This is a genomic window from Stenotrophomonas maltophilia group sp. RNC7 (assembly GCF_030910085.1).
Taxonomy (GTDB): domain Bacteria; phylum Pseudomonadota; class Gammaproteobacteria; order Xanthomonadales; family Xanthomonadaceae; genus Stenotrophomonas; species Stenotrophomonas sepilia.
Genome location: NZ_JAVFVN010000648.1, coordinates 1 through 13,515 on the forward strand (window position 1 = coordinate 1; position 13,515 = coordinate 13,515).

Here is a 13,515-nt window from a genome sequence, read left to right on the forward strand (position 1 = left end):
TGCTTACATCCACGGCTTCTACAATCCAGCCCGGCTACACTCGGCGCTGGGCTACCACTCGCCTAACAACTACGCCCGGCAGCTCCGGGCTGCCGCCTGAAACGGCTTCATGGCGTCCGTTTTCAGGGGGCCAGATCACACTGCTTCGTAAGCGCCCGAACGCCCAGCCGCTAGCGGCTGGGCCGGCCTGGGGGTTTACGGCGTCCCCGCAATCCGACACCGTCCCGCCAAACCAGCAGAAAACCAGAGCCGCTTTGGCTTTGGCTTTAGCTTTGGCCGTTGCCCTGGCTTCAAGCAGGTGCAGGGCGCAGCCCTGCCGGCCCCCCTCCCCTGCGCACGAAAACGATTTCACTGTTTTCAGCAAACCGTCATCCCTTCGCCACGCCAGTACCATATTGCGGAGCAGCATGCGCCCAAGGGCGACCCATGCTAAAAATCGCCCGCCCATCGCTTAGATCGATCCAAGAACGACACTGCGATGGCCGGGAGTTGGGGGAGCAGCAACAGGACGTACCAGGCCACCACGCGCGGTGCTCTGCCACCCACATGGCGACACCCGTAATGTCACTTCAAATTAGATCGATTCAAGTTGTCCGAGCCACGTCACCGGATCAATCCAGGAGAGAGGGAGAGATGGGAATGAAGCATTCAACACGTACGCACGGCCAGGACGCATTGTCGCTGGCCATCGCGCTGGCCTTGGCCGCCGCCGTCATTCCGGCTGGCGCCGCCGCGCAACAGGCCACGTCCACCGGCGCGCAGGACGCCACCACCCTGGACAGCGTCCAGGTCACCGGCTACCGCTACGCCATTGAAAAGAGCCTCGAGCAGAAGCGCGACGCCAACGCGGTGGTCGAGGTGATCACCGCCGAGGACGTCGGCAAGTTCCCCGACAAGAACGTGGCCGACGCACTGCAGCGCGTGCCCGGCGTGGTCATCACCCGCAGCGGTGGCGAAGGCAAGAGTGTCAGTGTGCGCGGCCTTGCGCCGGACCTGACCCTGACCCAGTTGAACGGCAACTTCGTCGCCTCGTCAGAGACCAACAACGAAGCGACGCGCTCCTTCAACTACACCCTGCTGCCATCGAACATGTTGTCCAGCGCGGAGCTGTTCAAGTCGCCGGAAGCACGCATCGACGAAGGCGGCATCGGCGGCACGGTCATCCTGCATACCCGTCGCCCGCTGGACATGGAATCCAACTCCGGCTACGTGAATCTGGAGGGCACCACCTCCGATACCAGCCACGATGTCGATCCGCAGGCGTCCGCGCTGTACTCGTGGCACAGCAAGGATGAGCGCTTCGGCGTCCTCGTCGGCGTGACCCAGCAGAAGCGCACCACCCGCACCATGGAAGCCAGCACCGAGGACTACCAGTGGTACGGCAATGGCACCACGGCCCGCGATGCCAACGGCAACCTGCTGGAGCAGGATGGCATCCACTACTGGTGGGGCCAGTCCGGCTTCAACAACCAGGCTGGCAAGAACTACAGCGAATTCTTCATGCCGACCTCGGTGAACTTCGCGGTGAAGGAAGAGAAGCGCGAGCGCAAGGGCGGCCAGCTGACCTTCCAGTTCAAGCCGGTCGACAACGTCACGATGACCGCGAACTACTTCCGCTTCGAGCTGCAGGGTGACTACACCCAGAACATGCTGAAGGTGCCGGAGTGGAACCTGGCCCGCTACAACCAGGACGGCAACTGGGCCGGCGGCCGCCTGCTCAACGGCCTGGATTTCGACCCGAGTGGCAGCATCGTCACCGGTGCGCAGTACCAGAAGCTGGCCGGAAAGACCTATTACTGCAGTGAGGAAGAAGCAGCGGCAGCCGGCCTGGAACCCGGTGGCTGGGGCCCGGACGACTGCACCATCCCCACTCCGCAGCTCACCGGTGGATACAGCAAGGAAAAGGCACTGTCGCAGACCGCCGACCTGACCATCGACTGGGATATCAGCCCGCTGTGGAAGGCCTCGTTCACCGGCGGCCGCACCTGGTCCGAAGGTGGTCCGTCGATGAATTTCCGCATGTCGGCCAAGCCGCGCCGCAAGGTGGGCAACCAGTGGCAGTCCGGCAACCAGTACACCGCCTGGGACCTGACCGGCACGCCGTCGGTGCAGTTCTCGCCGGACCTGCAGCAGCAGTTGATGGCAGGCGTGGCCGAAGTCGATACCGGCTCGACCGATTCGTCCTGGATGCAGACCGAGGTCAAGCAGAACTACTTCCAGGCCGACGTCACCAAGCTGTTCGAGGCCGGCTGGCTGGATTCGATCCAGTTCGGCGCCAAGTACCGCGATGGCAAGGTCCACCGCAACACCGGCAACACCTATTGGGTGTGCCCGGGCCTGGATCCGTCCGACTATGACAACAATCGCTACCAGGCCGGTTGCGATCCGACCGCAGGCGATGCGCAACCGGGCTTCTTCCTGTCCAACCCGATCAGCAACATCACCGGCGCGTTCAACGCCAACGTGTTCCCGGGCATCAACTACCCGGCCTACATCGACTACCTGAACAAGACCTACGGTGGCTCGCACAACCGCACCGAAGAAGACTTCGTCTACGACGTCAACGAGAAGATCCATTCCGGCTACTTCCAGGCCAACTTCCGCACTGAGCGGGTACGCGGCAACATCGGCGTGCGCGTGGTGCGGACCAAGCAGTTCGCCCAGTCCAGCGATTCGGTCGAGCGCTTTAACGACTATTTCGTCGACAACGCCAGCGGCGCGCCGATGAGCTGCGATGATCCGGCCGCCGACCCGAACCTGCGCTGCCAGGGTGGCTTCGTCCGCCTGCCCGACCCGCAGGTGCGCGACAAGGTGTATGCCCTGTCGTCGCTGGAAAAGACCTATACCGACGTGCTGCCCAGCTTCAACATTGCCTGGGACATCACCGACAACCTGGTGCTGCGTGGCGCGGCATCGAAGGTGGTCGCGCGCCCGAGCTACACCAGCATCGCCTATCCCGGTGGCCTGCGTTACATCAGCGAAGAGTACGCCAACGACCGCCGTGTCACCGGCGGCACCGACACGCCCGGCTGGTACGGCTCGGGCAGCAACAAGGCGCTGGAACCGTTCAAGGCGGTGCAGTTCGACCTGGGCCTGGAGTGGTACTTCAAGCCGGGCGCGGTCGCAGGTGTTTCGCTGTTCCGCAAGAACGTGGACAACTTCACCGTGCCGGTGGTGCGCGACCAGCAGATGAACGTCGGCGGGCAGTCGGTCACCGTGCAGAAGTACGAGACTCAGGCCAACGGCCGCGATGGCGTGTCGCAGGGCGTGGAACTGTATGGCCAGTACACGTTCGACTTCGGACTGGGCGTGCAGGCCAACTACACCTACAACGACACCAACCTGGCCTCGATCGTGCTGGATGGCGAGGAAATCGGCTCCTCGCCGCTGGTCGGCAGTGCCAAGAACCAGGCCAACGTTACGGTGTTCTACGAGAACGACAAGTTCCTGGCGCGCGCCTCGTACAACCGTCGTGGTGAAGTGGTCGGCGGCCTGAACAATGGCATGACCACCTACACCAAGCCTTACAGCCAGCTTGACCTGAACGTGGCCTACAACCTCACTCCGGACTGGACGGTGACCGCCGCCGTACTGAACGCCACCAAGTCCGAGCTGCGCAGCTACATCGGCAACGACAGCCAGGCCCGCCTGCTGTCCAACCTGTACGCCGGCCGCCAGCTGTACTTCGGCGTGAACTGGAAGTTCTGAGGCAGCGCCGGGCCTGGCCCGGCGCCGTCTTGCCCGCCCCGGCGGGAATGGTCCTCCACGGCAGCCGCGCTGGTACAGGCGGCTGCCGTTTTCATGGGTGCCTGCGCCGCCGTTCAGCCACCTGCTTGACCCTGCCATCGTTGGAAGGTGCACACTGGTTTCACCTCACGAGCACCGAAGGAGCTACAGATGGAATTCCATGTTGACGGCATGACCTGCGGCGGCTGCGCGCGCAGCGTGACCCGCGCGATCCAGCAGATCGATCCGAACGCCAGTGTGGTGGCCGATCCGCCGACCGGCCTGGTCAAGGTGCAGACCACCGCATCACAGGAGCAGGTGTTCGCCGCGCTGAACGATGCGGGTTTCCCGCCGCGCACTGCCTGATCCCCTGCCTTCTGCCACCGCGGAGCCCGCCCCGTGCACACTGTCACCGAGCGGGCTTTTTTGCATGCGACATGGAAACTCAGCGCTTGCGCGCGCGCCGCCGCACCGCGCCGGTCTTCGCTGCATCGACCGGCAGCGGGGCCTCATCGTCTTCACCCAACCGCTCCAGGATCGGGCACTCCGGGCGCTCGTCGCCCGCACAGCAACGGATCAGCGATTTCAACGTGTCGGCCATCTGCCGCATGCTCTGGATGCGTTGTTCCAGGTCGGCAATGTGCTGCTCGGCCAGGTGCTTGACGTCGGCACTGTGCCGCGCGGTGTCGTTCCAAAGGCCCAGCAGGTCACTGATTTCGGCCACCTGGAAGCCGAGATCGCGCGCGCGGCGGATGAAGCGCAGGCGATGGATGTCCGCCTGCGAATACGCCCGGTAGCCCGATTCGGTGCGATCGGCCGCGGGGATCAGGCCGATCTGTTCGTAGTAGCGGATCATCTTCGCCGACACGCTGGAGGCCTTGGCGGCGTCACCGATGTTCATGCGGATCTCCTTCAGTGGGCGGCAGCGGCGGCATCGGCCATCGGCGGCTGGAAGCGGCGCAGGCGCAGCGCGTTGCCCAGCACGAACACACTGGACAGCGCCATCGCACCGGCCGCGAACACCGGCGACAGCAGCACGCCCCAAGCCGGGTACAGCACGCCGGCAGCGACGGGAATCAATGCGGTGTTGTAGGCGAACGCCCAGAACAGGTTCTGCCGGATGTTGCCCAGCGTCGCCTTGGACAGCGCAATGGCATTGGGCACGCCCTGCAGGTTACCCGACATCAGCACCACGTCGGCCGACTCTACCGCGATGTCGGTGCCGGTACCAATGGCCAGGCCGACATCGGCTTCAGCCAACGCAGGGGCATCGTTGATGCCGTCGCCGACGAAGGCGAGGTGCCCATGCGTGGCCTTCAGCCGGCGCACTGCCTCGACCTTGCCTTCCGGCAGCACCTCGGCCACCACTTCATCGATGCCGAGCTGGCGCGCGATCGCCTGTGCGGTCCCGGCGTTGTCGCCGGTGATCATCGCCACCTTCAGGCCCAACCGATGCAGTGCCGCGATCGCTGCCGGGGTGCTCGGCTTGATCGGATCGGATACCGCGATGATCGCGGCCAGGCGTCCATCGATGGCCACGTACATCGGTGACTTGCCCTGCGTGCCGAGTTCCGCCGCCAATGCTGCGAATTCAGTGATGTCCACGCCCAGGTCGCGCATGAAGCGATCGGCACCGACCTCCACGCGTGCACCCTCGACACTGGCCCGCACGCCCATGCCGGTGACCGATTCGAAGCCGACCATGCCCGGCAACGTGATGCCCTGCCCGGTCGCGGCATCAACAATCGCGCGGGCGATGGGATGCTCCGAGCGCGACTCCACCGCGGCCACTGCCGCCAGAACCCTGTTGCGATCGAAGCCAGCGGCAATCTCCAGATCGGTCAGGCGCGGGCGGCCTTCGGTCAGCGTGCCGGTCTTGTCCACCGCCACCACCTGCGCGTCCTTCAGCAGCTGCAGGGCCTCGCCCTTGCGGAACAGCACGCCCATTTCGGCGCCACGACCGGTTCCGACCATGATCGAGGTCGGCGTGGCCAGGCCCATCGCGCACGGGCAGGCAATGATCAGCACCGCCACCGCATTGACCAGTGCGAAGCTCAGTGCCGGCGATGGACCGAAGATCAGCCAGACTGCGAAGGTCGCCAGCGCGGCCAGCATCACCGCCGGCACAAACCACAACGTGACCTTGTCGACCACCGCCTGGATCGGCAGCTTCGAGCCCTGCGCCTGTTCGACCATGCGGATGATCTGCGCCAGCAGGGTCTGCGCGCCCACGGCCGTGGCTCGCACCGTCAATGCGCCCTTCTGGTTGACCGTGCCACCCACCACGCTGCTGCCCGGCAGCTTCTCGACCGGAATCGGCTCGCCGCTGATCATCGATTCATCGATGTAGCTGCGGCCTTCAACCACCTCGCCATCCACCGGCACGCGCTCGCCCGGGCGCACTTCCACCAGGTCGCCGCTCTGCACTTCATTGACCGGGATGTCGACCGCGCGGCCGTCACGGACCACATGGGCCACCTTGGCCTGCAGGTTGACCAGGCGCTTGATCGCTTCGGAGGTGCGGCCTTTGGCCCGGGCCTCCAGGAAGCGACCGAGCAGGATCAGCGCGACGATCACCGCCGCCGCTTCGTAGTAGACGTTCACCGTGCCCGGCGGCAGCAGCCGCGGTGCAAAGGTCGCTACCACCGAATAGCCGAACGCCGCGGCGGTGCCCACCGCCACCAGTGAATTCATGTCCGGCGCCAACCGCAGCAGCGCCGGGAAGCCCTTCTGGTAGAAGCGGCGCCCGGGGATGGCCAGCACCAGGAGCGTCAGTGCGAACTGCAGGTACCCGCTGGCCTGCATGCCGAGGGTGGACATCACCCATGCGTGCATGCCGGGAATCAGGTGCGAACCCATTTCCAGTACGAACACCGGCAGTGCCAGCGCGGTGGCCACGATCAGGTCGCGCTTCAGCCCGGCGCGCTCGGCATCCTTCTTTTCCGCAGCCTGATCATCGGACTGCACACCCGCCTCGATCACACGTGCGTCATAGCCGGCCTTGTCGATCGCGGCGACCAGCGCAGCCACGTCCGCCATGCCACGCACCGTGGCGCGCTCGGTGGCCAGGTTGACGCTGGCCTGGCTGACGCCGGGCACGGCCAACAGCGCGCGTTCGACACGGCCCACGCAGGAAGCGCAGGTCATGCCTTCGACCGCCAGCTCGGTGGTCGCCGCGGGCACGTCATAGCCCACCCGCTCCACTGCCTGGACAAGCGCCGCGCGATCCACCGGGCCCGACGGACGAATGTCCGCCCGCTCGGTGGCCAGGTTCACCGAGACACTGCCCACGCCCTCGACCTTGGACAGTGCTGCCTCGACCCGGCCCACGCAGCTGGCGCAGGTCATGCCCTCGATGGGCAGGCTGATGGTGGAGGGGCTGGCGGGGGCGGCAGCGGCGCGCGGCGTGCTCATGATCGGATTCCCGGGTTTCCTTCTGGATGCGGACAGGCTAAACCTTGCCATCGTGGGAAGGTCAAATCCAGCCTGTCCGCATGCCTGAAGGGAGCGCCGCCCCCGGCGTCCCGTTTCCGCATCCACGCATGGCGTGGATCTAGCGGCGGAGGTCGGTCTCCTCAGAAGGTGAACACATACTCCAATGCGAACTCGCGGCCGACCGCGCTCAGCAACCGGGTCGGGGCGAAGTCATAGTCCAGCTTGTACGGGTCCTTGTGGTTCCAGCTGGCCGAATTGAACACGTTGTTGACGTAGACATTGACCTTGGCGTGCTCGGTCACCTGGTAACCCACGTTGACGTTCCAGGTGATGAACGGCCCGACCCGGCCGAAGTAGCGCGAGGTCTGCTGGCCCGCGTTGGGGTTCGGGTTCACCGAGCCATCCGGCAGCTGTGCCGGTTCCAGGCAGTTCAGCGACGGGCTGTCACTGGGCACGTAGCCGTCGGCGAACGGCAGGCAGCCACCGGGGTTGTCCAGGCGATCGGTGCCCCAGTGGTAGCGCACGCCCGGCACCGAACCCACGCGGTCGGCATAGACGTTGGCGTTCCAGTTGCCGCGCTGCCAGGCCAGGCTCGCGCGCAGCTTGCTGCGCAGGTCCCGGTCGCGGCGTTCCGGGTTCGGGTCGTTGGCGTAGCGCTGTTCCTTGGTCGAGATCTGGTTGGTGTAGTTCAGGCCCAGCTGGAAGCTGCCCCACTGCGCGGTTTCCAGGCGATAGCGTGCAGTCAGGTCGATGCCGCGCACTTCCCGGCTGGCCAGGTTGAACGGGCCGCGCTCGATCGATACCAGGCGGCCGCTGCTGTCGCGGTTCACGCGGGCCAGGATGCCGGCGCAATAGTCGCCACCGGCCGGATTGGCCCACGGCGTGCCATCGATGTTCTTGCCGGTCAGGCAGCCGGCCTCGCTGGCCAGCACCTCGTCGGCGCCGACGTCGACGATCATGTCTTCCAGCTTGATCGCCCAGTAATCGGCGCTGACCGACAGGTTGGGCATCACGTCCCACACGAAGCCGACCGTCCACGAATCGCCGGTTTCCGAACGCAGCAGCGGCGTGCCACGCCGGTTCACGTCGAAGGTGTACCAGACATCGGTGTTGCCCACGCCGCAGTTGTTGACCAGGTAGGCCCCGCTCTGGATGCAGCGCAGGCGGTCATAGGTCTGCACTTCGGAACTGCTCGGCTGGCCCAGGAGGTAGTGCATGTCCGGCGCGTGGAAACTGGTGGCGTACGAGCCACGCACCAGCAGCGATTCGACCGGGCGCCATTCCAGGCCGACGTTCCAGGTGGTCTCCTTCTGGCTGCCGATATCCAGCGCTTCACTGCTGTCATCGGCCTTGTAGTTGCCGTAGCGGTCGTAGCGGGCCGCCGCGGTGGCCGTCACGCTCTCCAGCAGCGGGATCTTGAACTCGACGCCGGCCGAGTAACGGGTGCGCTCGCCGCCACCGCGATCGACGTTCTGCAGATCGAAGTCGATGCCGGCGCGCGGGTCCGGGCTGAGGTGATAGCCCTGCTGCGCGACTTCGGCCACGGCGGCGAACGAGATCGGGCCGGCCCAGCCCTGGAACAGCTCGCCGGTGATGTCCGCCGAGGCCTGGTTGACCCACGATGACGCGCGGTTCCTGGCCACCGTGCCCATCTGCCAGTACTGGTCAGGCGTCAGCGGGTTCCACCAGCGCGATTCGTTCAACGCATAGATCGCCTCGCCGTCAGCGGTGGTGCCCAGGCGCGGGCCGAGGAAGAAGTCGTACGACTTCTGCTCGTCCACCACGTTCTGCCGTTCTTCCACGCGATAGTAGGAACGCCCCACCGTGGCGCTCCAGTCGAAGCGGTCGGCAAGGCGGCCACGCAGGCCCGCGCTCCAGTCCCATGACAGCTCGCGGTTGGTGTTGCGCAGGGTGTCCAGGCCGCCGACTTCGTTCGGGGTGAACTGGCGCACGCCCAGGATCGGGCGGTTGCGGTTGGCATCCCAGTAATAGCCGTTGTCGTCGTCGATCAGCGAGACGCTGGGCGGGTTGGTGCCCCAGATCGCTTCGGAGCGGTACACCGCCAGGTTGGTCCAGGCCTGCAGGTCGCTGCTGAAATCGAAGGTGGCATACAGGTTGCCGGACACGTTCTCGGCACCACCGGTCAGCAGCCAGTTGGCGTAGTCGGCGCTCATGCCGCACAGGCGGCCGGTGTTGGTGATGCGGTTGGCGGCGTAGTTGTAGACCAGTCGATCGGCCGTGTAGTACTCACCGTCGAACTTCTCGCAGGTGCCGGCGGGTGGCGCCAGGCGCTGGCCCGTCGTCGGATCGATCAAGGCCAGGCCCGAGGTGGGGCGGAAGCCGACCTTGCGCTGCTCCATGTTCCAGGACGCATACGGCGCATCATCGGCATCGTCCATCTGCGGGCGGTCGCGGCCGAACAACGGATCGCGCTTGGTGTATTGCAGCGCATAGGTCACGCTCCAGTTGTCACCCGTCTTGCCGCCGGCCCATGACAGGTCCCAGGTGTCGCGCCCGCCTTCGGTGGAAGTACCGCCGCGCACGCGCACTTCGTCGCCGTCGTAGTTGGTCTTGAGGATGACATTGACCACGCCGGCGATCGCATCCGAACCGTAGATGGCCGAGGCGCCGCCGGTCAGTACTTCGATGCGCTCGACCGCTGCGGCCGGAATGTTGCCGTAGTTGGAGAAATTGGTTTCACCGCCATACGGCAGAGGGTAATCGGCCACGCGACGGCCGTTGACCAGCAGCAGCGAGCGGTTCGGGCCCATGCCGCGCAGGTTCAGCCCGCTGGCATTGGGCGTGTGCGAACCCCATTGCGAGGCGGCTTCGACGGTCCCGGTTGCTTCGGTGAGCGTCTTCAGCGCGTCATACACGCTGACGAAGCCCTCTTTCTGGATCTGCTGCGCGGTGATCACGTTGACCGGGGCCGGGCCTTCGACCGCGGCGCGCTTGATGCGCGAACCGGTAACGGTGACCGCATCCAAGTCCTTGGTGGACGAACTGGCCGCTTCCTGTGCACCCGCAGCCAGGGGCAACAGGGCCAGGACCAGTGCCTGGGACAGCAGGTGACGACGCTTGCGAACGGACTGAGCCATGGGTGGTTGCTCTTGGAAAGTGTGGACGCACGGACAGGTGGTGGCGTAGCACGACGGCTGATCCGGGTGCCGGGATCGGTTCACGACCGTCCCAGCCCCCTCCCCTGTGGATCGATCCAAACTAAAGCACAGCTGAACCGCGCCGGGCATGCGGCGATGCAGCAACACCCTACGCAATGCCGCTATCAGGCGCAGGTATCAAGAACAATCAAAGGGTTGCGAAACATCGCTGAGAGAACAGCGCACACGTCAATGACACGATCGCGACAACCGCGCGCGGAACGGTTTTGTCCGCGTCGTCGCGTGCGACTGTAGAGCCGAGCCCGTGCTCGGCTGATGTCGTTTGCCGCAAAGCGCAGCCGAGCGTTGGCTCGGCTCTACAGCAGAAGCGGGCTACCTTGCGCCGTCCAGCGCCTGCCGCAGCGCGGCCACGGTCGCGGTGGCGGTCTGGCTCCAGTCCGGGTCCAGGCCGCGCAGGGCCGGGTTCTGGAACTGCATGGCCGAGCGGCGCAGGCCTTTTGCGGACGCGTGCAGTTCGGTACAGCCCGTCTGCCGCGCGACGGTTGCGATGTTGCCCGGGGCCAATCCGGCACCTGCCATCACCGTGATACGCCCGGCCGCTTGGGTGACCAGCGCCGCCAGCAGATCGGCACCGGCCTCGGCGCTAACCTGGCCGCCCGAGGTCAGCACGCGCTGGCAACCCAGTCCGATCACCTGCTCCAGCGCCGCCGACAGGTCGCGGGCCGCGTCGAAGGCACGATGGAAAGTCACCTGCAGCGGCCCGGCGGCCTGCACCAGTTCACGGCACAACGCCAGGTCGATACCGCCCTGCACATCCAGCGCACCGATCACCACGCCATCGCAGCCCAGCGCGCGGCACTGCGCGATGTCACGCAGCATCAGTTCGGTTTCCAATGCGTCGTAGTGGAAGTCGCCCGGGCGCGGGCGCACCAGCACGAACAGCGGAATCGACAGGCGTTCGCGGGCGATCGCGATGGTGGCAAACGACGGCGTGGTGCCACCCTCGGCCAGGTTCTCGAACAGTTCGATGCGGTCGGCACCGCCGGCCTGCGCGGCCAGCGCCGAGGCCAGCGAGTTGCTGGCGATCTCCAGGGTCAGCCGCGTGCTCACGCCTGAGTGCTCGCATAGATCGACGGCGAATCGCGCAGGTCATCCTGGCGCTGCGCATCGCACACGGCGTAGACGAAGCCGCGATGCAACGCGTAGGCGCCCACCTCGCCCTGCTTGTTCATGGCCAGGAAGCACACCTGCAGGGTCTTGCTCGCCTCCGGCCGCTTGCGCACCACACGGTCGATTGCCTCGCGGCAGGCCTGGGCCGGCGAGCGCCCCTGGCGCATCAGCTCGACCACCAGGAACGAGGCGGCGTTGCGGATCATCTCCTCACCCACGCCCGACGCGGTGGCCGCACCCACTTCGTTGTCGACATACAGGCCGGCACCGATGATCGGGCTGTCGCCGACCCGGCCGTGCAGCTTCCAGGCCATGCCGCTGGTGGTGCAGGCACCTGCAAGATGGCCCTTGGCATCCAACGCCAGCATGCCGATGGTGTCGTGGTTGTCGCTGTTGCCGGGAATACCACGGCGCTCGGCATTGATCTGCGGCTGATACTTCTCGGTCTTCAGCCACTCGCGCCAGGCCGCTTCGGCCTGCGGCGTGAGCAGGTGCCTGCGCTCGAAACCCTGCTGCACCGCGAACTGCTGCGCGCCCTCGCCCACCAGCAGCACGTGCGGGCTGTTTTCCATCACTTTGCGGGCCACCGACACCGGATGCAGGATGTCGACCAGCGCGGCCACCGCGCCACAACGGCCATCGCCATCCATGATGCTCGCATCCAGGCTCAGCACGCCGTCGCGATCCGGGTTGCCGCAATGGCCGACGGTGGGGTTGCACAGCTCGCTCTCGGCCCAGCGTGCACCGGCTTCAACTGCATCCAGTGCGCTGCCACCCTGCGACAGCACCTTCCATGCGGCCTGGTTGGCCGGCACGCCGAAGTCCCAGGTCGAAACCACCCTGGCCCCACCCTGCGTGCGCGCCTGCACGCCCGGCAAGGCCACCATGCCTGCGGCCAGTGCGCCGGCCTGCAGGAACTGCCTGCGATCCACCATCTTCCCCTCCCAGTCTGCAATGCACGGCCGGCCCGATGCCGGCCACGCCGATCAGTCGTGTGTGGGCTGCCGTGCGGCGTACCAGACCGCTGCGCCGAGAACGCCCAGCTGGCCATGCTCCACGCGCCATACCGGCACCTGGCGCAGCACCTCGGTCAGCACGCCCTTGTTGAGGAAGCGCTCACGGAAGCGACCATCGGCCAGGAAATCCTGCACATGCGCAGAAATGCCCCCGGCCAGGTACACCGAACGCGCACCCACCGCGATCGCTGCGTCGCCGGCCAGGCTGCCCAGCCAGGCACAGAACACCTGCAGCGTTTCCACCGCCAGCGCATCCTCACCGCTGCGTGCGGCACCGATCAGTGCCTCGGTACTGCTCCACACCGGAGTGACGCCACGCAGTTCGCACAGACACGGATACAGGTTCATCAGGCCACTGCCGGACAGCACGCGCTCGTTGTCCACGTGCGGCCAGCGCTGCAGCAGCTTGTCCAGCACCTGCAGTTCCAGCGCGTTGCCGGCGCCGAGCGCGGCATGGCCGATCTCGCTGGCCAGCACCGGACGCTCGCCGTCGGCAAAGCGCAATGCTGCACCCAGACCGGTACCGGCGCCCAGCACCAGCGCCGGGAACGCCTGCGCCGGGTCAGCATCGCCATTGAGCGGCACCAGGGTGTCAGGCTGCAGGTAGGGAATGGCCAACGCCACCGCTTCAAAATCATTGATCAGCTGCAACTCATGCAGCCCGGACTGCAGCCGCGTGGCCGACAGCGAGACCGTCCACGGCAGGTTGGAATTGATCAACACATCGCCATCGAGCAGTCCGGCGATGGCGACCACGGCGGCCTGTACCGGCTGGCCGAGGCCAGCGGTGAAATCGGCCAGGATCGCGGCCAGGCTGGGATGCTCGGCGCAGGCATAGGTGCGATGGCTGCCCAGCAGTGGTGCCTGGCCGGGTTGCGTTTCAGCCAGCGCCAAACGGGCGAAAGTGCCGCCGACATCGGCGACAACGAGACTGCGCGGAAGACCGCCGCGGGCGGAGTCGGTGGAAACCGGGGACGCTGCTGCGATGGTCACGCTGGCCTGCTTGGATCGATTGAATCGCCCCGATTCTCAGGCATCGGGGCGGCTTT

8 protein-coding genes are annotated in these 13,515 nt (G+C 66.1%); 2 read left to right on the top strand and 6 right to left on the bottom strand.

The window, feature by feature from the left end; genetic code table 11:
• Window positions 1–633 precede the first annotated feature (633 nt).
• Window positions 634–3,708: a TonB-dependent receptor gene (locus RCF13_RS12830; RefSeq protein WP_061477819.1), complete on the top strand. Its 3,075-nt coding sequence runs from the start codon at window positions 634–636 to the stop codon at window positions 3,706–3,708.
• 189 nt (window positions 3,709–3,897) lie between these two features.
• Complete coding sequence (locus RCF13_RS12835; RefSeq protein WP_049438338.1) at window positions 3,898–4,092, top strand: heavy-metal-associated domain-containing protein; 195 nt, start codon at window positions 3,898–3,900, stop codon at window positions 4,090–4,092.
• 79 nt (window positions 4,093–4,171) lie between these two features.
• Here the strand turns inward: RCF13_RS12835 and cueR are convergent, their stop codons facing one another.
• The 6 genes from cueR to RCF13_RS12865 form a co-directional block, all read right to left on the bottom strand.
• A complete protein-coding gene (gene cueR / locus RCF13_RS12840) occupies window positions 4,172–4,627 on the bottom strand; it encodes a Cu(I)-responsive transcriptional regulator (RefSeq protein ID WP_061477821.1) in 456 nt (151 codons plus the stop codon).
• A gap of 11 nt (window positions 4,628–4,638) precedes the next feature.
• Window positions 4,639–7,140 (bottom strand): heavy metal translocating P-type ATPase, encoded by a 2,502-nt coding sequence (locus tag RCF13_RS12845; RefSeq protein WP_134968757.1) that lies wholly within the window; start codon window positions 7,138–7,140, stop codon window positions 4,639–4,641.
• A 161-nt stretch (window positions 7,141–7,301) separates the two neighbouring features.
• Window positions 7,302–10,259, bottom strand: coding sequence for a TonB-dependent receptor (locus RCF13_RS12850; RefSeq protein WP_134968758.1), 2,958 nt, complete (start codon window positions 10,257–10,259; stop codon window positions 7,302–7,304).
• A 393-nt stretch (window positions 10,260–10,652) separates the two neighbouring features.
• Window positions 10,653–11,390 (bottom strand): copper homeostasis protein CutC, encoded by a 738-nt coding sequence (locus RCF13_RS12855; protein ID WP_134968759.1) that lies wholly within the window; start codon window positions 11,388–11,390, stop codon window positions 10,653–10,655.
• A complete protein-coding gene (locus RCF13_RS12860) occupies window positions 11,387–12,385 on the bottom strand; it encodes a N(4)-(beta-N-acetylglucosaminyl)-L-asparaginase (protein WP_134968760.1) in 999 nt (332 codons plus the stop codon). The genes RCF13_RS12855 and RCF13_RS12860 overlap by 4 nt, the downstream gene beginning before the upstream one ends.
• A gap of 51 nt (window positions 12,386–12,436) precedes the next feature.
• Window positions 12,437–13,459: a glucokinase gene (locus RCF13_RS12865; RefSeq protein WP_061477826.1), complete on the bottom strand. Its 1,023-nt coding sequence runs from the start codon at window positions 13,457–13,459 to the stop codon at window positions 12,437–12,439.
• Window positions 13,460–13,515 lie beyond the last annotated feature (56 nt).